Here is a 26,180-nt window from a genome sequence, read left to right as displayed (position 1 = left end):
CAGGCTGGTGGAGGGGGGCGACGCGTCAGCGTCGGCTTCACCGCCGCCCCCTCCACCACGCTTCGCGTGGTCCCCCTCCCCATCGCTGATGGGGAGGATCCGGACATGCTGATCCTCGGTCTCGACCCCGGTCTTGGCACAACCGGCTGGGGCATCATCCGCGCCGATGGCAACCGCCTGAGCCATGTTGCCAACGGCCAGATCCGCACCGACCCGTCGATGCAGCTTCCCCGTCGTCTGGCCTTGCTGTTCGGTGCGCTGGGCGAGGTCATCCGCACCGAGTGTCCCGATGGCGCGGCGGTCGAGGAGGTGCTCGGCAACAGCAACGCGCAATCGACGCTGAAGCTGGGGCAGGCGCGCGGGGTCGTGTTGCTCTCCGCCTCGACCGCCGGGCTTGCGATCGGCGAATATCATCCGAGCATCGTCAAGAAGGCGGTGGTTGGCACCGGCGGCGCGGACAAGAAGCAGATTCAGGCGATGGTCGGGCATCTGCTGCCGGGCGTGAAGCTGTCCGGGCCCGACGCGGCGGACGCGCTGGCGGTGGCGATCACCCATGCGCATCACCTCGCCAGTGCGCAGGCACGGTCAAGGCGCTCGACGGGAATCGGGGCGTGATCGCGGCGTTGTTCGTATCGCCGCGCACGCGGGGATCCAGAGCCACCAAGAACCGCCATCGTCTTTTGCCCTGGATCCCCGCCTGCGCGGGAATACGCCGTATCGAAAGAAGTCCCGCATGATCGCCCATCTCAAAGGCACGCTGTCCGTATCCGGCATCGACCATGCGGTCATCGACGTGAACGGTGTCGGCTATCTGGTCGGCGCATCGTCGCGGACGTTGCAGGCACTGGGACCGGTCGGCGGCCACGTGACGATCCATACCGAGATGCTGGTCGCCGAGGACTTCATCCGGCTGGTTGGTTTTGCCACAGCGGACGAGCGCGACTGGTTCCGTTTGCTGACCGGGGTGCAGGGTGTCGGCGCGCGTGTCGCGCTTGGTATCCTGTCGACGCTGTCGCCCGAGGAAGTCCGCACCGCGATCGCCCGTGGCGACAAGGCCAGCATTGCGCGCGCCAACGGCGTTGGCCCGAAACTGGCGCAACGCATCGCGATGGAATTGAAGGACAAGGTCGGCGGCATCGCCATCGGTCCGGGCGCTGTCGCCCCGGCGGCGAGCGGCGACGGGATCGAAGGAGACGCGGTGTCGGCGCTGCTGAACCTCGGCTTCCGACCGGCCGAAGCGGCGACGGCGGTCGGCAAGGCGGCCGAGGAACTGGGGCCGGGCGCCAGCCTCGATGCGCTGGTCCGGCTCGGCCTGCGTAAAGCGTCCAGAACCTAAACCATCCCCGCTGCGCGGGGACGGGGACCAGCCGCAGGCTGGTGGAGCGGGGCTTCCAATGGCGATGCGCTGCTGGGACATCCTTTCCACGACCGCTGCGCGGCGGTCCCCCTCCCGGCAGGCGGGGAGGAGCTTTTAATGCGGCACGCGAACAGCTAGGGAACGCGTGTGACCGACGACCGTATCACTACCCCGATCCGCCGCCCCGATGACGTCGATGCCGCATTGCGGCCCAAGGCGCTCGACGAGTTCGTCGGGCAGCAGGCGGCGCGCGAAAATCTGCGGGTGTTCATCGATGCCGCGCGCGGGCGGGGCGATGTGCTCGACCATGTTCTGTTCTTCGGTCCCCCGGGCCTCGGCAAGACGACGCTGGCGCAGATCGTCGCGCGCGAGATGGGCGTCGGCTTCCGCGCCACGTCCGGCCCGGTCATCGCGAAGTCGGGCGACCTCGCCGCGTTGCTGACCAACCTTGAGGATGGCGACGTCCTGTTCATCGACGAAATCCATCGCCTCAATCCGGCGGTCGAGGAAGTGCTGTACCCGGCGATGGAGGACCGCGCGCTCGACCTGATGATCGGGGAGGGGCCGTCGGCGCGCAGCGTCCGCATCGACCTGCCGCGCTTCACGCTGGTCGGTGCGACCACGCGGCAAGGGTTGCTGACCACCCCCTTGCGTGACCGGTTCGGCATCCCGATCCGCCTGCAATTCTACACGGTTGACGAATTGACCCGCGTCGTTACCCGTGCCGCCGGACTGCTTGGCCTCGGTATTGCCAAGGATGGTGCGACCGAAGTCGCCCGCCGCGCGCGCGGCACGCCGCGTATCGCCGGTCGCCTGCTGCGCCGGGTGCGCGACTTCGCTAATGTCGCGGGCGTCGAGATCGTCGACGCGCGCACCGCCGATGCCGCGCTCAACCGGCTGGAGGTCGATGCCAAGGGGCTAGACGCGATGGACCGGCGCTATCTAACGATGATCGCCGACGTCTATCGCGGTGGACCGGTGGGCGTCGAGACGCTGGCGGCGGGCCTGAGCGAACCGCGCGACACGATCGAGGAAGTGATCGAACCCTATCTGATCCAGATCGGCATGATCGCCCGCACCGCGCGGGGGCGCTGCCTGAATGCCGGCGGGTGGAAGCATCTCGGGTTCGAACCGCCGGCCGGGGTGCAGGACGGGTTGTTCGACTGAGGAATGGTGATGAAGAAGACTTTGCTGACGTCGGCGGCGCTGGGGTTGATGGCCGGGCCGGTCGCCGCTGCCGAAGCGCCGCTGATGATCGGCGTGACGATGACCGGTGAGGCTGCGGCGCAGGTCGCGATCGACGGCGACCAATTTGTGCTGCCCGACGAACAGGAACGAATGTCGGCGGCATTGCAGGCATTGCCCGACAAGAGCCGCCCGGTCACGATCGCCGTGCTTGGCAAGGTCGCCGCACCGTATCGGGTGATTGGGGGTATCCTGTATCTGACCCAGTCGGCGGGTTTTACCCAGATCACGGTCCTGAACGAACCGCCCGCCGGATGAAGGGGGCGGACCGTTCCGACACCCCTTTCCCCGTCCGGCGGCAATGGTTAAAGCGGACAAATGACCGACCCCGACCAGCCGGCCGGCGGCCGCTTCACGGGCGGCACGCATCGCTTTCCCGTTCGGATCTATTTCGAGGACACCGACCTGTCGGGTGTCGTCTATCATGCGAATTACCTCCGCTATTTCGAACGCGCGCGCAGCGATATGCTGATGATCGCCGGCATCGACCAGCGTGCCGCGCTTGAAGCCGGCGAGGGGGCCTATGCGGTCCGTTCGATGCAACTCGATTGGCGGGCGCCGGCGCGGCTGAACGATGCGCTGGTCGTGGTCAGTACCGTCGAACGCGTCCGTGCGGCGGCGGTCGACATTCATCAGACAGTCATCCGCGACACGCTCTTACTCGCGTCGGCTCGGGTCGAGGTCGCGTTCGTGGCCCCGAACGGCCGTCCGCGTCGTCAGCCGGCCGCGTGGGTCGACACCTTCCAGAGCCTGGTCGCAACCGAAAAAGGGGCATGATGGACGTACTCGTGAACACCGACGCCGCGACCATGTCGCCCGTCGCGCTCTTCCTCGCCGCCGACTGGGTAGTGAAGGCGGTGATGCTCGGCCTGCTGCTGGCAAGCATCTGGACCTGGGCGATCATCATCGGCTTCCTCGTCCGCGCGCGAAAGGTACGCCGCGACATCGACCGGTTCGAAACCGATTTCGAACAGGCCGAGGATATCGACGCCTTCCACCGGTTGCAGGGGACGCGCGATACCGCCATCGCCCGCGTCTTTTCATCGGGGGTGCGCGAATGGCGTCGTTCGACCGCATCCAAGCAGATCGACCGCGACGGCACGCGCGAACGCCTTGCTACCGCCATGGCGTCGAGCGTCGCGGATGAGAGCGAGACGCTGGCCGACCGGCTGAACGTGCTGGCGACGGTCGGCTCGGTCGCGCCGTTCGTCGGGCTGTTCGGCACGGTGTGGGGGATCATGCGGTCGTTCACCGCGATCGCTTCCGAACAGAATACGTCGCTGGCCGTCGTCGCGCCGGGTATTGCCGAGGCGCTGTTCGCGACCGCGATCGGCCTGTTCGCCGCCATTCCCGCCGTCATCGCCTATAACCGGTTCAGCCACAGCGTGAACCGGATCGAGGCGCGGCTGAACCGCTTTGCCGACGCCTTCCACGCAACCCTATCGCGCCAGCTCGAAGGCGTCTGAGCGATGGGCATCAACCTGCCGTCCGCAAAGGGAAAAGGGCGTCGCGCGCCGATGGCGGAAATCAACGTCACGCCGCTGGTCGACGTGATGCTGGTGTTGCTCATCATCTTCATGGTCACCGCCCCGCTCATGACCGCCGGCGTGCCGGTGAACCTGCCCGACAGTCGTGCCAAGGCGGTCGAACAGACGCAGCAGCCGGTGACGCTGTCGATCGACGCCGATGGCCGGACTTATATCGATGATGCCGAGGTGTCGGCGGACAATCTGCCGAGCGAATTGGAAAAGATCGCGGCGGCGGGTGCCGGGGCAACCGAACCGCGACAAGTGATGTTGCGCGCCGACCGGACGCTCGATTACGGCCGGGTCAACGGCGTCCTTGGCGAACTGAACCGCGCGGGACTGAACCGGGTATCGCTGATCAGCGTGGCGCAGTAACGCCATGCAGAAGGCGGAGAAGATCGGGCTTGGCGTTGCGGTTGCGGGACATGCCGTCCTGTTCGGCCTGCTGTCGGTCGGTTTCCTCGCCACGCCGAACCCAGTGAAGTTGAAGAGCCAGCCGATGGATGTCAGCTTCGCCGAAGACGTCGCCGCCGAACAGTCGTCGCCGCAGCAGACCGAAGCGCCGGCGGTCAGTCAGGCGCCAGACACCGGAACGCCAGAGGACGCCGCGCCGCCCGAGGCGGTCGAGGAGCCGACCCCGGAACCCGAACCCGCGCCCCCCGCACCGGCCCCGCGTCCGCAGCCGGCGCCCCGGCCCGAACCCAAGCCCGCGCCAAAACCGGTCCCGGCACCTAAACCCGTGCCGAAGCCGGTTCCCAAGCCCGCGCCGAAACCCGCCCCCGCACCGAAGCCCGAGCCGAAGCCCGCCCCGGCCAAGCAACCTGCACGCCCTACGCCAGCACCAGCGCGGCCTGCGCCAGCCGCTAAAGCCCCGGCAAAACCGGCACCGGCCAAGCCCGCCGCGACCAAGGGGCAGGGGACCAATGCGCAAGCGACCGCCCCTCGGCCACGCGGCGGGCGGCTGGGCGACAATTTCCTGAAGGGAATTGCTGACACTCCCAAGCCGGGCAAGGCGGAAACGCCGCGCGGTACGGCGGTCAGCACGCAGTCGGTCGCAGGGCTTGCCAGCGCGATCCAGCGACAGGTCCAGCCCTGCGCCAACAAGATTCCCAATCCCGGTCCCGGCGCGAACCAGATCCGTTCGAAGATCCGCCTGCAAATGCGCGCCGACGGTACCCTTGCCGCGCGCCCGCAGTTACGGGGTCAGACCGGGGTCGATGGCGAGAATGAACGCTATGCGCAGCGCGTGTCCGAACTGGCCATCGCCGCGCTGATCCAGTGCGCGCCCTATGAACTCCCGGCGGACCTGTACGAGGGCGGCTGGAAGGATATTATCATCAACTACAAACTGCCCGGCTGACCGGAGGGGATATATGCGGAAACTGACCCTGGCTCTTGGTGCGGCGCTCGCAAGTGTGCTGGCCACGCCCGCCGCGTTCGCGCAGGTCGAGGTGGATATCGAGGGCGGTATCTCCGAACCGTTGCCGATCGCGGTGCCGGTGATGCCGACCCCGCAGGTCGCGTCCACGCCGGCCGGATCCACCGATGCGCTCGGTCGGCAATTGGCGGAGATCGTCGCGGGCGATCTGCGCAATTCGGGCCTGTTCAAGCCCGCCGGTCCCGCCGGCCTTCCCGCCGTCGCCATGGCACAGGTCCAGTCGCCCGATTATGCAGTGTGGAGCGGCGCGCAGGCGCTGGTGCAGGGCTATGTCCGTGCCGAAGCGAACGGCACCCTGACCATCGGCTGCTATCTCTACGACACGTTCGGTCGCACCGAACTGACACGACAGGGGTTCAACGTGCCGCCCGCCGAATGGCGTCGCGCCGCGCATAAATGCGCCGATGCGGTCTATACCCGCCTGTCGGGCGAGGGGCCGTATTTCGACAGCCGCATCGTCTATGTCAGCGAGACCGGGCCGAAGGGCAAGCGGATCAAGCGGCTGGCGATCATGGATCAGGACGGCGCCAATCACCGCTTCCTGACCAATGGCCAATCGATCGTGCTGACGCCGCGCTTCGCGCCGAACCAGCAGTCGATCGTCTATATGAGCTATGTCAACGAACGGCCCGCGATCTACATTCTCGATCTCGGCACCGGGCGGCAGCGGTTGCTGGTGCAAAATGCGTCGCTGACCTTTGCGCCGCGCTTCTCGCCCGATGGCCGCTATGTCCTGTTCTCGATGGCGCAGGCCGGCAATACCGATGTGTATCGCGTGTCCGCGGCAGGCGGCAGTCCGCAGCGGCTGACCAACGCACCCGGCATCGATACCGGCGGCAGCTATTCGCCAGACGGGTCGAAGATCGTGTTCGAAAGCGACCGGTCGGGCACGCAGCAGCTCTATGTCATGAACGCCGACGGATCGAACCAGCAGCGTATCAGCTTTGGCGGCGGGCGCTATGCGACGCCGGTATGGAGCCCGCGCGGCGACCTGATCGCGTTCACCCGGCAAGGCGGCGGATCGTTCCGCATCGGCATCATGTCGCCCTCGGGCGGCGGCGAAAAGCTGCTGAGCGACGCGTGGGGCGATGAGGGGCCGAGCTGGTCGCCGAATGGCCGCGTGCTGACCTTCTTCCGCAGCGCGCAGGGGTCGGGCAAGACGCAGGTCTGGTCGGTCGACCTGACCGGATCGAACATCCGCCGCATTCCGACCGCGCTCGACGGTTCGGACCCGAGTTGGGGGCCGATCCGGCCCTGACGGTTTCACCAACGGGGGCAAATCCGTTACAGGGGCATTGTAGCGGGTGCGACACGACCAAGGGAGGTTTTGATGACCAAGTTTTCGACCACGCTGATCGTCGGTGCGGCACTGCTGGCGACCGCCGGTTGCGCCAAGAAGCGCCCCGAGGTGCTGCCGCCGGCACCGGGCCAGACCGTCGACCCGAATGCCGGTACCGGCGGGACCGGGACGGGCACCGGGACCACCGGCGTCGTGCCGGGGTCGCGAGCCGATTTCCAGCAGTCGGTGGCCAGCGACACGATCAATTTCGGGCTCGACCAATATGATATCGATGCCTCGGCCCGCGCCGTGCTCGACAGCCAGGCGCAGTGGCTGGCACGCTATCCCAATGTCCGCGTGACGATCGAGGGGCATTGCGACGAGCGTGGGACGCGCGAATACAACCTCGCCCTCGGCGATCGTCGCGCCAATGCCGCCGCCAGCTATCTGGCGACACGCGGCATTTCGCCATCGCGGATCACCACGATCAGCTATGGCAAGGAACGCCCGCTGGCGCTGGGTTCGGACGAAGGCGCATGGGCGCAGAACCGTCGCGCGGTGACGGTGGTGTTGCAGTAGTTTTCTGACGCCTGCCCGGTCGCGGGCGCGGCCGGGTGGGCAATCAACTTGCCAGCCGCAATCGTCCGCGACCGGCGGATTTCGCTGCATATAAAGCGCGATCGGCGCGCGCATACACTGCCGATACGGTATCGCAGCCGCGGACCTGGGTAAGTCCCGCCGAAAAGTCCACGCGATAGGCCGGGTGGTCCGCGATCAGCGATCGGGTCGCCATATCGTCCCGGATCCGGGCGAGTGCACGTTCTGCGCAATCGCTGCCATGCCCCGGGAACAGGATCAGGAATTCCTCGCCGCCAATGCGGCCAAAGGCGTCGCAGGTGCGTAGCCCGGCGCGGATCGTCCGCGCGAACGAACGCAAGACATCGTCGCCAGCCACATGCCCGAAGCGATCGTTGATCTGTTTGAAATGGTCGATGTCGATTACCACCGCAGTGGTTGGCGTGCCGGAATCGGTTCGCACCGCGGCAATACGATCGTCGAGATACCGCATGATGTGCGCCCGGTTCGATATACCGGTCAGCGGATCGGTAGAGGCCATTTTCAGCGCGATATCACGTTCAAGCCGCAGCATCCGTTCCGGTTGTCGCAGCCGGGTGATATCGAGCGCGGTGAACAAGATGTGCCCATCAGGGAACGTCTGTTCGACGATGTGCAGCCAGGTGCCATCGTGCATATCGGTTTCGATCGACAGCATCGGTACCTTGCCCCGTCGCGACAGGGATGAACTGAGCCATGTTTCGAAATCGTCGTGCGACACGACCGGACCGCGTCGCAACGCATGGTTGCGTCGCATCAGTGTCGGCCAGTCGGGCGTTTCGATCGGGTCGAGGAAAAACGTCCGGCGATAGGACGGATTGGCGAACAGGATCTTTCCCGCCGGATCGTACAACGCGACCATCGCCTCGGCTTCGCCGATTCCTTCGATGAGCTTCGCGAGTATCCGCGCCAAGACCCTATTCCAAAAGCAGTGATGAACTCAGCAGCCGCCCCGAACGACGGCTGCCGCGCACCGCCAACTAAATTGAATATGTTATATATTGATTAAGGTTCATCTGTGTCCGCCGGAACCTGGTTCCGGCGGACACAGATGCGATCAGGCCTCGGCTGACGCCTTTGTCTTGCCGCCCTTGCGCGGCTTCTTGGGCGCGGCCGGCGTGATTTCGAACGCCAGCGCATTGTCCTTCAGCGTGACGCTAACCTCACCGCCATGGACCAGCTTGCCGAACAGCAGTTCCTCGGCCAGCGGCTGTTTGATCTTGTCCTGAATCAGCCGGCCCATCGGTCGCGCGCCGTAGAGCTTGTCATAGCCCTTTTCGGTCAGCCACGTCTTTGCCGGCTCGTCGAGGCGGATATGAACGCCGCGATCGGCCAGTTGCAGTTCGAGCTGTAGGATGAACTTGTCCACCACCCGCGCGACGACTTCCGGCGGCAGGTAACCGAACGGCACGATCGCATCCAACCGGTTGCGGAATTCCGGCGTGAAGAGCTTGCGCACCGCCTCTTCCTGCACGTCCTCACGGTCGATCTGGCCGAAACCGATCGACTCCTTGGCCATGTCCGACGCACCCGCATTCGTCGTCATGATCAGGATGACGTTGCGGAAATCGACGGTCTTGCCGTGGTGATCGGTCAGCTTGCCGTTGTCCATCACCTGCAACAGGATGTTGAACAGGTCGGGATGCGCCTTCTCGATCTCGTCGAGCAGCAGGACGCAATGCGGCTGCTGGTCGATCGCGTCGGTCAACAGACCGCCCTGATCGTATCCGACATAGCCCGGGGGGGCACCGATCAGCCGGCTGACCGAATGGCGTTCCATATATTCGGACATGTCGAAGCGCTGAAGCGGAATGCCCATGATCTCCGACAATTGCCGCGCGACCTCGGTCTTCCCGACGCCGGTTGGGCCGGTGAACAGATAGTTGCCGATCGGCTTGTCGGGATCACGCAGGCCGGCACGCGACAGCTTGATCGCCGAGGACAGCGCCTTGATCGCGTCATCCTGCCCGAACACCACCCGCTTCAGGTCGAGTTCGAGATTGGCGAGCGCGCGGGTATCGTCGGTCGACACGGTCTTGGGCGGGATGCGCGCCATCGTTGCGATGACCGCCTCGATCTCCTTCGACGTGATGGTCTTCTTGCGCTTGGGCGCGGGCACCAGCATCTGCATCGCGCCGACTTCGTCGATCACGTCGATCGCCTTGTCGGGCAGTTTGCGGTCGTTGATGTAACGTGCCGACAGTTCCACCGCCGACTTGATCGAATCGGGGGTGTATTTGACCTTGTGATGTTCCTCGAACGCGGTGCGCAAACCGGTCAGGATCTTGATCGTATCCTCGACCGTCGGTTCGTTCACGTCGATCTTCTGGAACCGGCGCAGCAGCGCGCGATCCTTTTCGAAGTGGTTGCGGAACTCCTTGTAGGTCGTCGAGCCGATGCACCGGATCTGTCCGCCCGACAGCGCGGGCTTCAAGAGGTTCGACGCATCCATCGCCCCGCCGCTGGTCGCGCCGGCGCCGATGACGGTGTGGATTTCGTCGATGAAAAGTACCGCATGGGGCAACTTTTCCAGCTCGGTCACGACCTGTTTCAGCCGTTCCTCGAAATCGCCGCGATAGCGGGTGCCGGCCAGCAGCGCGCCCATGTCGAGCGAATAGATGACCGCAGGCAGTAGTACCTCGGGCACGTCGCCCTCGACGATCTTGCGCGCCAATCCTTCGGCGATCGCGGTCTTGCCGACGCCCGGATCACCGACATAGAGCGGGTTGTTCTTCGAACGGCGGCACAGGATCTGCACGGTGCGATCGACTTCTGCCGAACGCCCGATCAGCGGATCGACCTTGCCGGTCTTCGCCTTTTCGTTGAGGTCGACGCAGAACTGCTTGAGCGCGCTTTCGCCCTTGCCCTTTTCGGCGGGCTTCGGCGTTTCCTTTTCCTCGGCACCCTTGGGGGTCGGGGTTTCGGTGGCGGTCGATCCGCCCTTGCCGACGCCGTGGCTGATGAAGCTGACCGCATCCAGCCGGCTCATATCCTGCTGTTGCAGGAAATAGACGGCGTAGGTCTCGCGCTCGCTAAACATCGCGACCAGCACGTTCGCGCCGGTCACCTCGTCGCGGCCCGACGACTGGACGTGCAGGATCGCGCGCTGCACCACGCGCTGGAAGCTGCTGGTCGGCGATGGATCGGTCGCGGCGTCCAGCTTGAACGTGTCGAGTTCGGTGTCGAGATAATGCGCGACGGTCGCGCGCAATTCGTCGAGTTCGACGCCGCAGCCGGTCATCACCTTTGCCGCATCGACATCGTCGGTCAGCGCGAACAGGAGATGTTCAAGCGTCGCATATTCGTGCCGGCGCGAGGATGCGGCCTCGAGCGCCTTGTGCAGCGTGGATTCCAATGCGGATGCGAAGGATGGCATTCAATTCACTCCGGTCGGCCGACGAGAACGCGCCGGCCCTGTGTCCCGGTTCCCCGGGTCTTCCACCATGTCGGTATGCCGCCGCCCGGCATCAAGCAGGGGAGCGGACCATCTCATGACCGGAACAGCGCATCGGCGCTGGCCCGGTGGCTGCGCGCCGCGTCGATTCGCGCACGGCATCGCGCGATTTCGCTCTCCAGCGCGGCGATACGCGCGGTCAGCTCGTCTTGTGACAACGGGTCGAGATCCTCGCGCAACAGCATGGCGAGCAGGTTGCCACGAACATGGTTAACATTTTCGTCGGGTTCCATCGCGATGCAGCGTTGACCCTGTGGCCGTCGATGTCAATAACGCCGCCGTGCAGGGGAACGACTATATGGATGTACCAGCGGCGATGCGTGCGATCGATCCGGCCGAACCCGGCGGTCCGGAGGTTCTGACGATCGTCGAGCGTCCCACGCCGCGCCCGGCACAGGGCGAGGTGCTGATCCGGATCGCCGCCGCCGGGGTCAACCGGCCCGACGTCCTGCAACGGACCGGCGGTTATCCGCCGCCGCCCGGCGCGCCGTCCATCCCCGGTCTGGAGATTGCGGGCGAGGTCGTAGGCTTGGGCGAGGGGGTCGAGCCGCACTGGCTGGGCCAGCCGGTCTGTGCGTTGCTGGCGGGCGGGGGCTATGCCGAATATGCCACGGTGCCGGCCGGTCAGTGTCTGCCCGTGCCCAAAGCATTGTCGATGGTCGAAGCGGCGGCCTTGCCCGAAACCCTGTTCACGGTGTGGACCAACCTGTTCGAACGCGGTTACGCGGCGGAGGGGGACACGGTGCTGATCCATGGCGGCACCAGCGGCATCGGCACGATGGCGATCCTGCTCGGGCGCGTCTTCGGTCTGGAGGTCATCGTCACCGTCGGCAGCGATGCGAAGGCGCAGGCGGCACTCGACCTGGGTGCGGCACACGCGATCAATTACCGCACCGAGGATTTCGTCGAGTGCGTCGCCGAGATCACCGGTGGCAAGGGCGTCAGCGTCGTGCTCGACATGGTCGGTGGCGATTATGTGCCCCGAAACATCAAGTGTCTGGCCGAGGGTGGCCGCCACGTCTCGATCGCGGTGCAGGGCGGGGCGAGTGCCACCGTGCCGCTGTGGGATATCATGCGCCGTCGCCTGATCCTGACCGGGTCGACGCTGCGCGCGCGTGACGCGGCGTTCAAGGAAATGGTCGCCGACGAACTGTCGCGCACCGTATGGCCGCATATCGAGGCGGGGCGGCTGCGTCCGGTGATCGACAAGACCTTTCCGCTCGACCGAGCGGATGAGGCGCATCGCCGGATGGAAGCGGGCGATCATGTCGGCAAGATCGTGCTGACCATCGCCGACGCCGCCTGAACCGCGCGGTACATCGCCAAATCCTGCGACCGCTTGCCCTTTGCGGCCAGCGGTACTAAGTCCGTATCCAACGTGGCCGCCCGGTTTGGGCGGCCCTTTCTATTTCGGAGACCCGTCGTGGCCCAGCCGCTGATGCCGCACGCGACCGCTTCCTGGCTGGTCGACAACACCGCCTTGTCCTTTCCGCAGATCGCCGATTTCTGTGGCCTGCACGTCCTCGAAGTGCAGGCGATCGCCGACGATACCGCCGCGACCAAGCTGACCGGCCGCGATCCGGTGCGCGCGCACGAACTGACGATGGAAGAGATCGAGAAGGGGCAGAAGAACCCCGACTATCGCCTGATCATGATGAAGGGGCCGGAACAGGTCCGCCGGACCAAGGGGCCGCGCTACACCCCGGTCAGCAAGCGGCAGGACAAGCCGGACGGCATCGCGTGGATCATCCGCAACCACCCGGAAATCAGTGACGGCGCGATCGGCAAGCTGATCGGCACCACCCGTACGACCATCGCCGCGATCCGCGACCGCACCCATTGGAACATCGGCAACATCGTGCCGAAGGATCCGGTGACGCTCGGCCTGTGCTCGCAGCGCGAACTCGACGCGCTGGTCGGCAAGGCGGCGAAGGCCGCCGGCATCGAGGCGCCGACCGACACCCGGCTGGAAGGTGACCGCGAGGCGCTGATCGAACAGCTTCGCAACGAACGGACCCAGGCGGCGCGCGACGCCGAACTGGCCGAGCGCGGCGAACTGCCCGAGGTTTCGCCCTCGTTCTTCGATCCGTTCAAGCGCTAAGCCGCACCCGAACGGTCTGGACGGCCCAGTCGCTCGCATCGAGCGGCGGGGCCGTTTGCGTATCGGGGTCAATCGGTTAGGCTGCCGCTGTCCCATCGGGAGTGAGCAGCCATGTCCGACCTTCGTGCCCGCGCGATCGCGCTTTACGACGCCTTTACCCACGACCATCGCGACCGGCGCGCCTTCATGGCGGAAATGGTGGCGCTGGCCGGATCGGCCGCCGCTGCCGAAGCGCTGATCGCGGGCATTGCGGCCTCGCCGGCTGCCGCGCAGCAGATTGCGCCGACCGATCCGCGGCTCGACACCGCGAAGCGTAGCGGCACCGAAGCAGGCAAACCCGCCACCGCTTATTTTGCGGCGCCGAAGGACATGAAGCGGCCGTTGCCGATCGTGCTGGTCATCCACGAAAATCGTGGGCTGAACGCGCATATCGAGGATGTCGCGCGCCGCGTCGGACTGGCGGGCTTCCGTGCCATCGCCCCCGATTTCCTCGCGCCGCAGGGTGGAACACCGACCGACGAGGATCGCGCCCGCGTACTGATCGGCACGATCGACTATGACCTCGCGCTGGCGCAGGCGAAGTCGTTCCTCACCAAGGCTCGCGGCGAGCGCGGCGGCACCCGTACCGGCGCGGTCGGCTTCTGTTGGGGCGGGGCGTTCGTCAACCGGCTGGCGGTGGCCGATCCGGCGCTGACCGCCGGGGTCAGCTATTACGGTCCGGCGCCCGATCCGGCAGAGGCAGGCAAGGTCCGCGCCGCACTGATGCTGCAACTCGCCGAAAAGGATGCACGGGTGAATGCGACCGCGCTGCCGTGGGGCGAGGCGCTGCGCAAGGCTGGCAAGGATGCGACGACCCATGTCTATCCGGGCGTCGATCACGCCTTCAACAACGACACCTCGGCGATGCGCTACGATGCGGCGGCGGCGAAGCTGGCATGGGAGCGGACGACCACTTTCCTGCATCGCGAACTTGACGCGAAGCGCGGATAGGTTCCATCTTTGTTCCTATCGAATTGCAGGGGAAATACGCCATGGCCGGACTGACGCTGTACACCAACCCGATGTCGCGCGGACGGATCGCGCGCTGGATGCTGGAAGAGGTCGGCGCGGACTATACGACCGAAGTCCTCGGCTATGGCGGCACGATGAAGGCCGACGCCTATCTGGCGATCAACCCGATGGGGAAGGTGCCGGCGATCGTCCATGACGGTCGCACCGTCACCGAATGCGCCGCGATCTGCGCCTATCTCGCCGACGCCTTTCCCAATGCCGGCCTTGCTCCGGCGGCGGACGAGCGTGCCAATTATTATCGCTGGATGTTCTTCGCGGCCGGGCCGCTCGAACAGGCGATCACCAACCGGTCGCTGGGGGTAACGCCGACCGACGATCAGCAGCGTATGGTCGGCTATGGCGATTATGACCGGGTGGTGTCGGTACTCGAAGCCGCAGTATCGGCGCACCCCTATATCGCGGGCGAGCGCTTCACCGCCGCCGATGTCTATGTGGGGTCGCATGTGATGTGGGGGGCGCAGTTCGGCACGCTGCCGAAGCTGGACGCGTTCATGGCCTATATCGGGCGGCTCGCCGATCGTCCGGCGCACAAACGGGCGAGCGAACTGGACGATGCGGCGATGGCGGAGATGCAGGCGGCGGGGTAATTTCGAGCTTTACGAACGGAAGAGGCAAACTCAGCGCCGAACGTCGATCAGCCACGGTTTCGGCCCGCCGGTCGGTTTCGGCGTCCCGTCCAAGCGCCTTGCGCGCACGATGCGGATCGGGTCGAGGATCATCTGCCCCTTCATCGCGTCCGATCCGCCGCCGGTCGGCTTGGCGAGGATGCGTTTGACCGTCGGCATGCCGCCGACCACCCGGCCGAACGCGGCATAGCCGAGAAAATCGCCTTTGGCGTCCATGCTTGGCATCGCCCCGACCAGCAGCACGAAATTGCCGCCCGCCGAATTGGGTTCGGGCCGCCGTGCCATCGAGATCGCACCGTCGACGTGGCGGACGCCGGTCTTGTCGGTGCGCTCGTGCGGGAAGGGCGGCAGGATGCGTCGTGCATCGGTGCGGATGCCGCCCTGTACGAAGCCGAGCGACGGGTCGGCCTTGCGCCGTGCGGATCGGTAGAAGACCGTGCCGTCGAACCGCCCGTCATCGACATAGGCGAGGAAGTTCCGCGACGTCGCCGGCGTGCGCTTCACATCGAGCGCGACGATGATCGGCCCGGCCGAGGTGTCGAACCGGACCCGGACATAGCCGGGCGTGGCACGGGTGGCGGACTGGGCGGATGCCGGCGCGGCAAAGGCCAGCAGCAACAGGGCAAGCAGGATACGCATCGCCGCTTCCTATCGCCCGGCGCCGTCCGGTGAAAGCGCGTCAGCCGCTTTGGCTTGCGGCAAACTCGGCCAGCAACGGTTCGAACGCCTCGGGCGGCGGGAACTGCGGATAGCGATGGCGCGCGGGTCGTCGCCCATGACAACGCTTCGTCGGTCCACGTCTCGATGAACGGAGCGAAGGGCGTGGGATCATCCAGCGCGCCGACGCGGACGTTGGCGAAACCGGGGTCGGGTTCGATCCGCGTGAACAGCCAGCTTTTGCAATGGTCGCAGTGATGATGGCGAATCTGCGCGCCGTGCAGTCCGCCGATGACGGTTTCGCCCGCGACGACCGTAAGTGCGGCGCTCGGCACCGCGACGTTCAGCGAGAAGGCGCTGCCGCTCATCTGCTGGCATCCGCGACAATGGCACGCCATGGTGAACATCGGCGCGGTATCGACCCGGAACCGTACCTGTCCGCAACGGCAACCACCTTCGATCGGCAGGGCAGGGGTCATCATCTTCCTCTGGGATGGGTCGGGCCACCCGATGTACGCCGCCGGTCCGCTGGGGTAAATCGATCACGAAGCATGGGGATGGCGATGATGATGACGCGGGCGATCCTATGGCCGACCTTTGCGTTGGTCGCGCTCGTCTTTATCGTCAGCATTACGCTGTTGCGGGCGCGGGTCGGGCACATGCGCCGACAACCGCCGACCGCGCGCGACTTTGCCGATGCGGACGCTAGTCGCGCCTATTTCCGGTCGGTCGAACGTCCCGCCGCCAATCTCGCCAACCTGTTCGAACTGCCGGTGATGTATTTCGCGCTCGTGCCGTTGCTGTTGATGACCGGGCTGGCGGGGTTGGCGCAGGTCGTGCTGGCGTGGACCTATGTCGCGCTGCGGGCGGGGCACAGCATCGCGCATCTCGCGGGGCGCGTGCGGCTGCGATTCGCGCTGTTCCTCGTTTCGACCGGCATTCTGGCGGCAATGTGGATCGGGTTCGCGATCGATATCGGCTTCTCCGCGCGCTGACGGACCCAGGCGGAACGGGGCGGGGGCTGTGACGTTGACCCGAAAATCCCATCGGAGACTGCCATGACCCGCTTCGCCGCCGCTGCCGCTCTGCCCGTCCTCGCGCTGCTCGGCGCCTGCGGTGGGCAAGAGATTACGACCACCAACGACGCGAACGTCGTGTCGAACGACGTCTATGCCAACGCCGCCTTCCGCAACGATGGCGAGGCGGGGAATGAGATGATCGCGATCAACCCGATGGAGACCGAGGCCAATTCGGTGACGACGGCCGGCGACGCGATGATGGGCAACACCCCCGACGCAATGAACGCGACGATGGGCAACACCGCGAACTGATCGCCCGGCATCGGCCGGACCGGCGGGCGGCGTAGGGTATCCCCTGCGTCGCCCGTTCGCATGTCGGTCCCATTGACCGGGCCGGGGTGCGTCTGTATAGGCCGCGCGTCCCGCTGGGTCGGCGTCGTAGCCGTCACTGGCCTGCATGTGGGTTCAAAGAGCTGAACATTGCTGGAGACATCGGCCCCGAGGGTTAGCGCCCACGTGGCCTTTGCGCATTTCTGACAGGAACGGCTCCGGCAAAGTAACCGCAAGATAAGGTGAAGGGCTTCATGCCGACGATCAACCAGCTGGTCCGCAAGGGCCGCGAACCGCAGAAGGCCAAGTCGAAGGTCCCTGCGATGGACCAGAACCCGCAGAAGCGCGGTGTCTGCACCCGCGTCTACACGACGACCCCGAAGAAGCCGAACTCGGCTCTGCGCAAGGTGGCCAAGGTTCGCCTGACCAACCAGCGCGAAGTCATCAGCTACATCCCGGGTGAAGGCCACAACCTCCAGGAGCACTCGGTCGTGCTGATCCGCGGCGGTCGTGTGCGCGATCTTCCCGGCGTTCGCTACCACGTCCTGCGCGGCGTGCTCGATACGCAGGGTGTCAAGGATCGCCGCCAGTCGCGTTCGAAGTACGGCGCCAAGCGTCCGAAGTGATCCCGTGCCGCGCTGATCGCCAGTGCGGACATGAGGTCCATCTACCCCCAGTAAGCCCCCGACGGGTTCGGGAACCGGCTGAAGATTGAAGGAATATCTGATGGCTCGTCGTCGTCGTCCCGAAAAGCGGGAAATCCTGCCTGATCCCGTATACGGGGATGAGGTTCTGACCAAGTTCATGAATTCGGTGATGCTGGACGGCAAGAAGTCCGTCGCCGAAGGCATCGTCTATTCGGCATTCGAAACCGTCGAGAGCCGCGCGAAGCGCGATCCGCTGGGCGTGTTCCACGATGCGCTGAACAACGTGAAGCCGAACATCGAAGTCCGCAGCCGCCGCGTCGGCGGCGCGACCTATCAGGTGCCGGTCGAAGTCCGCTTCGAACGCGCCCAGGCGCTCGCCATCCGCTGGCTGATCGCTTCGGCCCGCAATCGCAGCGAGAACACCATGTCGGCACGCCTGTCGGGCGAACTGATGGACGCTGCCAACAACCGCGGCAACGCGGTGAAGAAGCGCGAAGACACGCACCGCATGGCGGAAGCGAACCGCGCCTTCTCGCACTACCGCTGGTAAGTCTCGGCGGTGGCTTTTCACCGCTGACGCAACCGACTATATCGTGGGGAGCGGGCGTCATGCCTCGCTCCCCACATTGCTAAGGAAGCACGATCATGGCCCGCAGCCATCCGCTCGAACGGTATCGCAACATCGGCATCATGGCGCACATCGACGCCGGTAAGACGACCACCACCGAGCGTATTCTTTACTACACCGGCAAGTCCTACAAGATCGGCGAAGTGCACGAAGGCACCGCCACCATGGACTGGATGGAGCAGGAGCAGGAACGCGGCATCACCATCACCTCGGCGGCGACCACCTGCAAGTGGCGCGCGGAAGAGGGCAAGGGTGAAGAGCACCTGATCAACATCATCGACACGCCGGGCCACGTCGACTTCACGATCGAAGTCGAGCGTTCGCTGCGCGTGCTCGACGGCGCGGTCGCTTGCTTCGACGGCGTCGCTGGCGTTGAGCCGCAGTCGGAAACCGTGTGGCGTCAGGCCGACAAGTACGGCGTGCCGCGCATGTGCTTCGTCAACAAGCTCGACCGCACCGGCGCCGACTTCTACTTCTGCGTCGACTCGATCATCGAACGTCTGGGCGCCCGCCCGGCGGTCCTGTATCTCCCGATCGGTATCGAAGGCGGTTTCAAGGGCCTCGTCGACCTGGTCGAGAACCGCGCGATCATCTGGCTCGAAGAGTCGCTGGGCGCGAAGTTCGAATATCAGGACATTCCGGACGATCTGAAGGAAAAGGCCGCGAAGTATCGCAGCGACCTGATCGAAATGGCCGTCGAGCAGGACGACGACCTGATGGAAGCCTATCTCGAAGGCAATGAACCGTCGGTCGCCGATCTGAAGAAGCTGATCCGCAAGGGTACGCTGGCGATGAACTTCGTGCCGATCGTCTGCGGCTCGGCGTTCAAGAACAAGGGCGTGCAGCCGCTGCTCGACGCGGTCGTCGACTATCTGCCTTCGCCGCTCGACATTCCGGACGTGCAGGGCGTGAAGCTCGACGGCGAGACCCCGGATTCGCGTCCGGCGTCGGACACCGCGCCGCTGTCGCTGCTGGCGTTCAAGATCATGAACGATCCGTTCGTCGGCTCGCTGACCTTCGCCCGCATCTATTCGGGTACGCTGACCAAGGGCAGCTACCTGAACTCGGTGAAGGACAAGAAGGAAAAGATCGGCCGTATGCTCCTCATGCACGCGAACTCGCGTGAGGACATCGACGAGGCGCGTGCGGGTGACATCGTCGCCATCGCGGGTCTGAAGGAAACGACGACCGGCGATACGCTGTGCGACGCGTCCAATCCGATCATCCTTGAGCGGATGGAGTTCCCGGAACCCGTCATCGAGCTGTCGGTGGAACCGAAGACCAAGGCCGACCAGGAAAAGATGGGCATCGCGCTCAACCGCCTGGCTGCCGAGGATCCCTCGTTCCGCGTGTCGACTGATCACGAATCGGGCCAGACGATCATCAAGGGCATGGGTGAACTTCACCTCGAAATCCTCGTCGATCGCATGAAGCGCGAGTTCAAGGTCGAGGCAAATGTCGGTGCGCCGCAGGTGGCGTATCGCGAATATCTCGCCAAGCCGGTCGAGCTGACCTACACCCACAAGAAGCAGTCGGGTGGCTCGGGCCAGTTCGGCGAAGTCAAGGTGAAGGTCATTCCGGGCGAGCGCGGCACGGGCTACCAGTTCTTCGACGAGATCAAGGGCGGCAACATCCCGCGCGAATATATCCCGTCGGTGGAAAAGGGCATGCGCGAGACCGCACTGACCGGTTCGCTGATCGGCTTCCCGATCATCGACTTCGAAGTGCACCTGATCGACGGCAAGTACCATGACGTCGACTCGTCGGCGCTGGCGTTCGAAATCTGCGCGCGTGGCGCGATGCGCGAAGCGGCCCAGAAGGCCGGCATCAAGCTGCTCGAGCCGATCATGAAGGTCGAGGTCGTGACCCCGGAAGACTATCTGGGCGACGTCATCGGCGACATGAACAGCCGTCGTGGCCAGATCCAGGGCACCGACAGCCGCGGCAACGCGCAGACCGTCGAAGCGATGGTCCCGCTCGCCAACATGTTCGGCTATGTGAACCAGCTCCGCTCGTTCACGCAGGGCCGCGCGCAATACTCGATGCAGTTCTCGCACTATGACGAAGTGCCGCAGAATGTTGCTGACGAAGTGAAGGCGAAGATGGCCTGAGGCGCACGGAGCTAAGGCAGCTTAGCTCCGAGACGCCGAAAGGCCGGCCGGCGGGGCGGTCACCAGACCGTCCCGTCCGACGACGAATTTACTTCGTCGTCCCGTCCCCGGTTCGGGGGCTGGCATTACGAAACAACACCCGCTAAAGGGCCGCGTTCGCGTGGCCCCGGCGGCACCGAATTCGAATCAGAAGGTAGGAAAATGGCTAAGGCAAAATTCGAGCGGAACAAGCCGCACCTCAACATCGGCACCATCGGTCACGTCGACCACGGCAAGACCTCGCTGACCGCCGCGATCACGAAGGTGCTGGCGGACACGATGGGCGGCGTCGCCGTCGATTTCGCCAACATCGACAAGGCCCCGGAAGAGCGCGAGCGCGGCATCACCATCTCGACCGCGCACGTCGAGTATGAGACCGCCAACCGCCACTATGCGCACGTCGACTGTCCCGGCCACGCCGATTATGTGAAGAACATGATCACCGGCGCCGCGCAGATGGACGGCGCGATCCTGGTCGTGTCGGCCACCGACGGCCCGATGCCGCAGACCAAGGAGCACATCCTGCTCGCCAAGCAGGTCGGCGTTCCCACCATGGTCGTGTTCCTGAACAAGGTTGATCTGGTCGACGACGAGGAAATCCTCGAACTCGTCGAAATGGAAATCCGCGAAGAACTGTCGAAGCGTGAATTCGACGGCGACAACATTCCGATCATCCGTGGCTCGGCCACCTGCGCCCTGTCGGGTTCGGACGCCAAGCTGGGCCAGGAAGCCATCCTGGAACTGATGAAGGCGGTCGACGAGTCGATCCCGCAGCCGGAACGTCCGCTGGACAAGCCGTTCATGATGCCGATCGAAGACGTGTTCTCGATCTCGGGTCGTGGCACCGTGGTCACCGGCCGCGTCGAAACCGGCATCGTCAAGGTCGGCGAAGAAGTCGAAATCGTCGGCATCCACGAATCGGTCCGCAAGACCGTCGTTACCGGCGTCGAAATGTTCCGCAAGCTGCTCGACCAGGGCCAGGCCGGCGACAACATCGGCGCGCTGATCCGCGGCGTTGCCCGTGACGAAGTGGAGCGTGGTCAGGTTCTGGCGAAGCCGGGTTCGATCACCCCGCACACCGACTTCCAGTCGTCGGTGTACGTTCTGTCGAAGGACGAAGGTGGCCGTCACACACCGTTCTTCGCCAACTATCGTCCGCAGTTCTACTTCCGCACGACCGACGTGACCGGCACCATCGAACTGCCGGAAGGCACCGAAATGGTCATGCCGGGCGACGAAGTCGCGCTGGGCGTGAAGCTGATCGCACCGATCGCCATGGACGTCGGCCAGCGCTTCACCATCCGTGAAGGCGGTCGTACCGTCGGCGCAGGGGTTGTCAGCGGCATCGACAAGTAATATAGCGACTCGATCAGGTGGCGGTCCCCGGAGACGGGGGCCGCCATTTGCTATTTAATGAGGGCACCCCGCTTGTAGCTGGGGTTTCCACTAAGCCATTCGTTGTTAATCAAGAGCCGTCCCAACGGCCCGCTCTTTCGCATCGGTAGGACCATGGACAACAATATCCGTATTCGCCTGAAGGCGTTCGACCATCGCGTGCTCGACCAGGCGGCCGGCGACATCGCCGACACCGCGCGTCGCACCGGCGCCCTGATCCGTGGACCGATTCCGCTGCCCACGCACATCGACAAGTTCACGGTCAACCGTGGCCCGCACATCGACAAGAAGTCGCGCGAGCAGTTCGAGACCCGCACCTACAAGCGTCTGCTCGATATCGTGCAGCCGACCCCGCAGACCGTCGACGCGCTCATGAAGCTCGACCTCGCGGCAGGGGTGGACGTAGAGATCAAGCTGGCGTAATAGCCGGCTTCCGCGACGTAGGGTGATTCCGCCCTGCGTCGCGCTTTCGCTTCCCGCCGGTTCGTTCTGAACAGCGGCGGTAGAGGCCGGGAAAGCAACCACAGGGATACCGAACGGCACCGCGCTCTTGGGCAAGGTGCCGTTGTCCGCGTCCCCGCTATCGTCGATGCAGCCCTTCGGTGGGGGAATATCGGCGATGTCTGGCCCTGGCGGGGGCGTGCAGATCGCAAGGGCTGGGGCTTCGGAGGCGGGTGACCGCGCGCCGGGCCTTTTTCGTTAGGCAAGCTCGTCGTCAAGACGAGCCTCTGTTGGAGGAGTTGGTCATGCGTACTGGTGTGATCGCGAAGAAAATGGGTATGACCCGGCTGTTCCAGGACGATGGGCGCCACGTGCCCGTCACCGTCCTGCAGCTGGAAGACGTGCAGGTCGTCGCCCGTCGTGAAATGGATCGTGACGGGTACGTCGCGGTGCAGCTCGGCGCCGGCGTCGCCAAGGCGAAGAACGTCGCCAAGCCGCAGCGCGGCCATTTTGGCAAGGCCGAAGTGACCCCGAAGGCGCGCGTGGTCGAGTTCCGGGTTGCGGACGATGCGCTGCTGGATGTCGGTGCCACCATCGGTGCCGATCACTATGTCGCCGGACAGCTGGTCGACGTTTCGGGCCGTACGCAGGGCAAGGGCTTTGCGGGCGCCATGAAGCGCTGGAACTTCGGCGGTCTGCGCGCGACGCACGGCGTGTCGGTCTCGCACCGTTCGCACGGTTCGACCGGTCAGCGTCAGGATCCGGGCAAGGTCTTCAAGAACAAGAAGATGGCCGGCCACATGGGCGACCGTAACCGCACGCAGCAGAATCTGCAGGTCGTGTCGACGGACGTCGAGCGTGGGCTGATCTTCATCAAGGGTTCGGTTCCCGGCCACAAGGGCAGCTGGCTGACGGTCAAGGACGCGGTGAAGGTCGCGCGCCATGCCGACGCGCCGTATCCCGCCGGTCTGAAGAGCGCCAACAGCAACGACGCCGCCGCACCGGCTGCGACCGACGGCCAGGAGGGCTGATCATGAAGGTCAAGGTACAGACCCTCGACGCCGTCGAAAACGGCGATATCGAGCTGAACGACGAGGTGTTCGGCCTCGATCCGCGTGCGGACATCCTGCACCGGGTCGTGACCTGGCAGCTCGAAAAGCGTCGCGGCACCGCTCGCGGCACCCGCGAGCGCGCCGATGTCGCGCGTTCGGGCAAGAAGCTGGGTCGCCAGAAGGGCGGCGGTGTCGCCCGTCACGGCGATCGTCGCGCTCCGGTGTTCATCGGCGGTGGTAAGGCGCATGGCGCCCGCGTCCGCGACTTCAACCCGGGCCTGAACAAGAAGGTTCGCGCGCTCGGTCTGAAGATGGCGCTGTCGAGCCATGCCAAGGCGGGTTCGCTGGTCGTTCTCGACGGGCTGACGGTTGCCGACGGCAAGACCCAGGTCCTGCTCGGCAACCTGTCGAAGCTCGGCTTCGGCAAGACGTCGCTGGTGATCGATGGCGATGCCGTCGAGAACAGCTTCGCGCTGGCCGCCCGCAACCTGCGCCAGGTCAATGTCCTGCCCGCCGGTGGCGCGAACGTCTATGACATCCTGAAGCACGACACGCTGGTGCTGACCCGCGCGGCGATCGAAAAGCTGGAGGCCCGCTTCAATGGCTAAGCAGCAGCAGTCGGCTATCGACATCCGTCATTACGACGTGGTGCTTAGCCCCCACATCACCGAAAAGTCGACGATGCTCTCCGAGCATAACGCCGTCGTCTTCAAGGTCGCGAACAAGGCGTCGAAGCCGGAGATCAAGGCAGCGGTCGAAGCGCTGTTCAACGTCACCGTCACCGGCGTGAACACGATCGTGACCAAGGGCAAGACCAAGAAGTGGAAGGGCGCGCCCTACACTCGCTCGGACTTCAAGAAGGCGATCGTGACCTTGGCCGAAGGCCAGTCGATCGACATTACCGAGGGGGCCAAGTAACATGGCACTCAAGCAATATAATCCGACCACGCCGTCGCAGCGTGGCTTGGTCCTGATCGACCGTTCGGCCCTGTACAAGGGTCGTCCGGTCAAGGCGCTGACCGAAGGCAAGACCAAGTCGGGTGGCCGCAACAACAAGGGCCATGTGACCTCGCGCGGCATCGCCGGCGGTCACAAGCAGCGCTATCGCATCATCGACTTCAAGCGTCGGTTGTGGGATGTCGAAGGCACCGTGGAGCGGATCGAATATGATCCCAACCGCACCGCGTTCATCGCGCTCGTCAACTATGGCGAGACCGAGGGCAAGGCCAACGTCGCCTACATCATCGCGCCGCAGCGTCTGAACGTCGGCGACAAGGTGATCGCCGGCAAGAAGACCGACGTGAAGCCGGGCAACGCGATGGAACTGGGCCAGGTGCCGGTCGGCACGATCGTCCACAACGTCGAGATGAAGCCGGGCAAGGGCGGTCAGATCGCCCGTTCGGCCGGCACCTATGTGCAGGTCGTCGGCCGCGACAAGGGCATGGTCATCGTCCGCCTGAACTCGGGCGAGCAGCGCTACATCCACGCCGCCTGCATGGCGACGATCGGTGCGGTGTCGAACCCCGACAACCAGAACCAGAATCTGGGCAAGGCTGGTCGTAACCGCTGGCTCGGCAAGCGTCCGCTGACCCGCGGCGTCGCCAAGAACCCGGTCGACCATCCGCACGGCGGTGGTGAAGGCCGGACCTCCGGCGGCCGTCACCCGGTCACCCCGTGGGGCAAGCCGACCAAGGGCGCGCGCACGCGGCACAACAAGGCGACGGATAAGATGATCATCCGTAGCCGTCACGCGAAGAAGAAGGGCTAAGCGATGGCTCGTTCCGTATGGAAGGGTCCGTTCGTGGACCTCAATCTGCTGAAGAAGGCGGAAGTGGCGCAGGACGCCGGCACCCGTTCGGGTCCGATCAAGACCTGGTCGCGCCGTTCGACCATCCTGCCGCAGTTCGTCGGCCTGACGTTCAACGTCTATAACGGCCGCAAGTTCGTGCCGGTTTCGGTCAACGAGGACATGGTGGGCATGAAGCTCGGCGAATTCGCGCCGACGCGCTTCTTCCCCGGCCACGCCGCCGACAAGAAGGGCAAGCGCTGATGAGCAAGCAGGCAGCACCGCGCCGCGTCGGTGACAAGGAAGCTCTGGCGGTCGCGACCCAGGTCCGCGGCTCGGCCCAGAAGCTGAACCTCGTCGCCGCACTGATCCGCAACCGTCCGGTCGGCGATGCGATGAACATCCTCGCCTTCTCGAAGAAGGCGATGGCGGTCGATGTCCGCAAGTGCCTCGCTTCGGCGATCGCGAATGCGGAAAACAACCACAACCTCGACGTCGACGCACTCGTCGTCAAGGAAGCCTCGGTCGGCAAGTCGATCACGATGAAGCGTTTCGCGACCCGCGGTCGCGGCAAGTCGACGCGCATCCTGAAGCCGTTCAGCCGCGTGCGCATCGTCGTGTCCGAGGTGGAGGAAGCGTAATGGGTCACAAATCCAATCCCATCGGTCTGCGTCTGCAGATCAACCGCACCTGGGACAGCCGTTGGTATGCCGAAGGCGCCGACTATGGCCGTCTGCTGCTGGAGGATCTGAAGATCCGCCAGTTCATCATGAAGGCGCTGCCGCAGGCGGCGATCTCCAAGGTGGTGATCGAGCGTCCGGCCAAGCTGTGCCGCATCTCGATCTTCGCAGCCCGCCCGGGTGTGATCATCGGCAAGAAGGGCACCGACATCGAAAAGCTTCGCAAGAAGCTGGGTTCGATGACGTCGTCGGACGTGTCGCTGAACATCGTCGAGATCCGCAAGCCGGAAATCGATGCGAAGCTCGTCGCGCAGGGCATTGCCGATCAGCTCGAGCGTCGTATCGCTTTCCGCCGCGCCATGAAGCGTGCGGTGCAGTCGGCGATGCGCCTGGGTGCCGACGGCATCCGCGTCGCTTGCGGCGGTCGTCTGGGCGGTGCGGAAATCGCCCGTTCGGAAGGCTATCGCGAAGGTCGCGTTCCGCTGCACACGCTGCGTGCTAACCTCGACTATGCCGAGGCACAGGCGCACACCGCGTATGGCGTGTGCGGCGTCAAGGTCTGGATCTTCAAGGGTGAGATCCTCGGCCATGACCCGATGGCGCAGGACCGGCTGATGATGGAGGCCCAGACCTCCGGCGTGCGCCCCGCGCGCGACGATCACCGCCGCTAAGGATGATTTGAG

At 65.1% G+C, this 26,180-nt stretch carries 34 protein-coding genes; 29 read left to right on the top strand and 5 right to left on the bottom strand.

Features of this window, described 5'->3' with window-relative positions:
- The first annotated feature begins 105 nt into the window (after positions 1-105).
- The 10 genes from ruvC (at position 106) to pal (ending at position 7,424) form a co-directional block, all read left to right on the top strand.
- On the top strand, positions 106-615 hold the full coding sequence (gene ruvC / locus ASE59_RS11920; protein WP_056456308.1) for a crossover junction endodeoxyribonuclease RuvC: 510 nt from the start codon (positions 106-108) through the stop codon (positions 613-615).
- A gap of 118 nt (positions 616-733) precedes the next feature.
- Positions 734-1,336, top strand: a complete 603-nt coding sequence (ruvA, locus tag ASE59_RS11915; protein WP_056456306.1) for a Holliday junction branch migration protein RuvA — start codon at positions 734-736, stop codon at positions 1,334-1,336.
- Positions 1,337-1,504: 168 nt separating this feature from the next.
- Positions 1,505-2,524, top strand: coding sequence for a Holliday junction branch migration DNA helicase RuvB (ruvB, locus tag ASE59_RS11910; protein WP_056456304.1), 1,020 nt, complete (start codon positions 1,505-1,507; stop codon positions 2,522-2,524).
- A gap of 9 nt (positions 2,525-2,533) precedes the next feature.
- On the top strand, positions 2,534-2,860 hold the full coding sequence (locus ASE59_RS11905) for a hypothetical protein (protein WP_056456302.1): 327 nt from the start codon (positions 2,534-2,536) through the stop codon (positions 2,858-2,860).
- Between the two features lie 60 nt (positions 2,861-2,920).
- Positions 2,921-3,379: a YbgC/FadM family acyl-CoA thioesterase gene (locus ASE59_RS11900; RefSeq protein WP_056456300.1), complete on the top strand. Its 459-nt coding sequence runs from the start codon at positions 2,921-2,923 to the stop codon at positions 3,377-3,379.
- Positions 3,379-4,068 (top strand): protein TolQ, encoded by a 690-nt coding sequence (gene tolQ / locus ASE59_RS11895; protein ID WP_414899179.1) that lies wholly within the window; start codon positions 3,379-3,381, stop codon positions 4,066-4,068. Before ASE59_RS11900 ends, tolQ begins: the two co-directional genes overlap by 1 nt.
- Before the next feature lie 3 nt (positions 4,069-4,071).
- On the top strand, positions 4,072-4,503 hold the full coding sequence (gene tolR, locus ASE59_RS11890) for a protein TolR (RefSeq protein ID WP_056456296.1): 432 nt from the start codon (positions 4,072-4,074) through the stop codon (positions 4,501-4,503).
- A gap of 4 nt (positions 4,504-4,507) precedes the next feature.
- On the top strand, positions 4,508-5,488 hold the full coding sequence (locus tag ASE59_RS11885; RefSeq protein WP_056456294.1) for a hypothetical protein: 981 nt from the start codon (positions 4,508-4,510) through the stop codon (positions 5,486-5,488).
- Positions 5,489-5,501: 13 nt separating this feature from the next.
- Positions 5,502-6,824, top strand: a complete 1,323-nt coding sequence (gene tolB / locus ASE59_RS11880; protein WP_056456292.1) for a Tol-Pal system beta propeller repeat protein TolB — start codon at positions 5,502-5,504, stop codon at positions 6,822-6,824.
- 72 nt (positions 6,825-6,896) lie between these two features.
- Complete coding sequence (gene pal / locus ASE59_RS11875; RefSeq protein WP_056456290.1) at positions 6,897-7,424, top strand: peptidoglycan-associated lipoprotein Pal; 528 nt, start codon at positions 6,897-6,899, stop codon at positions 7,422-7,424.
- Positions 7,425-7,467: 43 nt separating this feature from the next.
- Here the strand turns inward: pal and ASE59_RS11870 are convergent, their stop codons facing one another.
- The 3 genes from ASE59_RS11870 to ASE59_RS11860 all read right to left on the bottom strand — a co-directional run bounded on the left by ASE59_RS11870 (position 7,468) and on the right by ASE59_RS11860 (position 11,147).
- On the bottom strand, positions 7,468-8,118 hold the full coding sequence (locus ASE59_RS11870; RefSeq protein ID WP_200913250.1) for a GGDEF domain-containing protein: 651 nt from the start codon (positions 8,116-8,118) through the stop codon (positions 7,468-7,470).
- Positions 8,119-8,517: 399 nt separating this feature from the next.
- Complete coding sequence (clpA, locus tag ASE59_RS11865) at positions 8,518-10,836, bottom strand: ATP-dependent Clp protease ATP-binding subunit ClpA (RefSeq protein ID WP_056456288.1); 2,319 nt, start codon at positions 10,834-10,836, stop codon at positions 8,518-8,520.
- Positions 10,837-10,949: 113 nt separating this feature from the next.
- Positions 10,950-11,147: a DUF1192 domain-containing protein gene (locus ASE59_RS11860; RefSeq protein WP_056456286.1), complete on the bottom strand. Its 198-nt coding sequence runs from the start codon at positions 11,145-11,147 to the stop codon at positions 10,950-10,952.
- Positions 11,148-11,230: 83 nt separating this feature from the next.
- Here ASE59_RS11860 and ASE59_RS11855 point away from each other — a divergent pair, with 83 nt between their 5' ends.
- The 4 genes from ASE59_RS11855 to ASE59_RS11840 all read left to right on the top strand — a co-directional run bounded on the left by ASE59_RS11855 (position 11,231) and on the right by ASE59_RS11840 (position 14,673).
- Complete coding sequence (locus ASE59_RS11855; RefSeq protein WP_056456471.1) at positions 11,231-12,220, top strand: NAD(P)H-quinone oxidoreductase; 990 nt, start codon at positions 11,231-11,233, stop codon at positions 12,218-12,220.
- A gap of 132 nt (positions 12,221-12,352) precedes the next feature.
- Entirely contained in the window at positions 12,353-13,015 is a 663-nt protein-coding gene (locus tag ASE59_RS11850; RefSeq protein ID WP_156360055.1) for a DUF1013 domain-containing protein, read from the top strand.
- A gap of 111 nt (positions 13,016-13,126) precedes the next feature.
- Entirely contained in the window at positions 13,127-14,005 is an 879-nt protein-coding gene (locus tag ASE59_RS11845) for a dienelactone hydrolase family protein (protein ID WP_056456281.1), read from the top strand.
- Positions 14,006-14,046: 41 nt separating this feature from the next.
- Complete coding sequence (locus ASE59_RS11840) at positions 14,047-14,673, top strand: glutathione S-transferase family protein (protein ID WP_056456279.1); 627 nt, start codon at positions 14,047-14,049, stop codon at positions 14,671-14,673.
- 30 nt (positions 14,674-14,703) lie between these two features.
- On the opposite strand, the gene ASE59_RS11835 is transcribed toward ASE59_RS11840, so the two are convergent.
- The gene (locus tag ASE59_RS11835; RefSeq protein WP_235515744.1) at positions 14,704-15,330 is read right to left on the bottom strand and encodes a peptidylprolyl isomerase; all 627 of its coding nucleotides are present in this window, start codon (positions 15,328-15,330) and stop codon (positions 14,704-14,706) included.
- Positions 15,213-15,737, bottom strand: a complete 525-nt coding sequence (locus ASE59_RS19215) for a GFA family protein (protein ID WP_235515743.1) — start codon at positions 15,735-15,737, stop codon at positions 15,213-15,215. The genes ASE59_RS11835 and ASE59_RS19215 overlap by 118 nt, the downstream gene beginning before the upstream one ends.
- On the opposite strand from ASE59_RS19215, the gene ASE59_RS20710 reads away from it, so the two are divergent.
- The 15 genes from ASE59_RS20710 (at position 15,661) to rpsC (ending at position 26,168) form a co-directional block, all read left to right on the top strand.
- Positions 15,661-15,906: a hypothetical protein gene (locus tag ASE59_RS20710; RefSeq protein WP_056456275.1), complete on the top strand. Its 246-nt coding sequence runs from the start codon at positions 15,661-15,663 to the stop codon at positions 15,904-15,906. The genes ASE59_RS19215 and ASE59_RS20710 overlap by 77 nt on opposite strands.
- A gap of 32 nt (positions 15,907-15,938) precedes the next feature.
- Positions 15,939-16,364 (top strand): MAPEG family protein, encoded by a 426-nt coding sequence (locus ASE59_RS19210; RefSeq protein ID WP_162235312.1) that lies wholly within the window; start codon positions 15,939-15,941, stop codon positions 16,362-16,364.
- A gap of 63 nt (positions 16,365-16,427) precedes the next feature.
- Positions 16,428-16,700 carry a hypothetical protein gene (locus tag ASE59_RS11820; protein ID WP_056456272.1) on the top strand — a complete coding sequence of 91 codons (273 nt, stop codon included), beginning with the start codon at positions 16,428-16,430 and terminating at the stop codon, positions 16,698-16,700.
- Positions 16,701-16,972: 272 nt separating this feature from the next.
- Complete coding sequence (gene rpsL, locus ASE59_RS11815) at positions 16,973-17,344, top strand: 30S ribosomal protein S12 (RefSeq protein WP_055757399.1); 372 nt, start codon at positions 16,973-16,975, stop codon at positions 17,342-17,344.
- 100 nt (positions 17,345-17,444) lie between these two features.
- Positions 17,445-17,915 (top strand): 30S ribosomal protein S7, encoded by a 471-nt coding sequence (gene rpsG, locus ASE59_RS11810; RefSeq protein ID WP_055763657.1) that lies wholly within the window; start codon positions 17,445-17,447, stop codon positions 17,913-17,915.
- 95 nt (positions 17,916-18,010) lie between these two features.
- Positions 18,011-20,104, top strand: coding sequence for an elongation factor G (gene fusA, locus ASE59_RS11805; protein WP_056456270.1), 2,094 nt, complete (start codon positions 18,011-18,013; stop codon positions 20,102-20,104).
- Positions 20,105-20,305: 201 nt separating this feature from the next.
- Positions 20,306-21,499, top strand: coding sequence for an elongation factor Tu (gene tuf / locus ASE59_RS11800; RefSeq protein WP_056456268.1), 1,194 nt, complete (start codon positions 20,306-20,308; stop codon positions 21,497-21,499).
- A gap of 153 nt (positions 21,500-21,652) precedes the next feature.
- Complete coding sequence (gene rpsJ, locus ASE59_RS11795) at positions 21,653-21,961, top strand: 30S ribosomal protein S10 (protein WP_033921125.1); 309 nt, start codon at positions 21,653-21,655, stop codon at positions 21,959-21,961.
- A gap of 323 nt (positions 21,962-22,284) precedes the next feature.
- Positions 22,285-23,010 (top strand): 50S ribosomal protein L3, encoded by a 726-nt coding sequence (rplC, locus tag ASE59_RS11790; RefSeq protein WP_055763659.1) that lies wholly within the window; start codon positions 22,285-22,287, stop codon positions 23,008-23,010.
- A gap of 2 nt (positions 23,011-23,012) precedes the next feature.
- Positions 23,013-23,639 carry a 50S ribosomal protein L4 gene (rplD, locus tag ASE59_RS11785; RefSeq protein WP_056456266.1) on the top strand — a complete coding sequence of 209 codons (627 nt, stop codon included), beginning with the start codon at positions 23,013-23,015 and terminating at the stop codon, positions 23,637-23,639.
- Positions 23,632-23,949, top strand: a complete 318-nt coding sequence (locus ASE59_RS11780) for a 50S ribosomal protein L23 (RefSeq protein WP_056456264.1) — start codon at positions 23,632-23,634, stop codon at positions 23,947-23,949. The genes rplD and ASE59_RS11780 overlap by 8 nt, the downstream gene beginning before the upstream one ends.
- 1 nt (position 23,950) lies before the next feature.
- The gene (rplB, locus tag ASE59_RS11775; protein ID WP_056456262.1) at positions 23,951-24,799 is read left to right on the top strand and encodes a 50S ribosomal protein L2; all 849 of its coding nucleotides are present in this window, start codon (positions 23,951-23,953) and stop codon (positions 24,797-24,799) included.
- 3 nt (positions 24,800-24,802) lie between these two features.
- The gene (gene rpsS, locus ASE59_RS11770; RefSeq protein ID WP_055996110.1) at positions 24,803-25,081 is read left to right on the top strand and encodes a 30S ribosomal protein S19; all 279 of its coding nucleotides are present in this window, start codon (positions 24,803-24,805) and stop codon (positions 25,079-25,081) included.
- Positions 25,081-25,458, top strand: coding sequence for a 50S ribosomal protein L22 (gene rplV / locus ASE59_RS11765; RefSeq protein WP_056456260.1), 378 nt, complete (start codon positions 25,081-25,083; stop codon positions 25,456-25,458). Before rpsS ends, rplV begins: the two co-directional genes overlap by 1 nt.
- Positions 25,458-26,168 carry a 30S ribosomal protein S3 gene (rpsC, locus tag ASE59_RS11760; RefSeq protein WP_055996103.1) on the top strand — a complete coding sequence of 237 codons (711 nt, stop codon included), beginning with the start codon at positions 25,458-25,460 and terminating at the stop codon, positions 26,166-26,168. The genes rplV and rpsC overlap by 1 nt, the downstream gene beginning before the upstream one ends.
- Positions 26,169-26,180 lie beyond the last annotated feature (12 nt).

It is taken from the genome of Sphingomonas sp. Leaf10, from assembly GCF_001421245.1.
Classification (GTDB): Bacteria; Pseudomonadota; Alphaproteobacteria; order Sphingomonadales; family Sphingomonadaceae; genus Sphingomonas.
The sequence above is the reverse complement of the archived record's forward strand: the minus strand, read 5'-3'. Positions and strand labels throughout refer to the sequence as shown.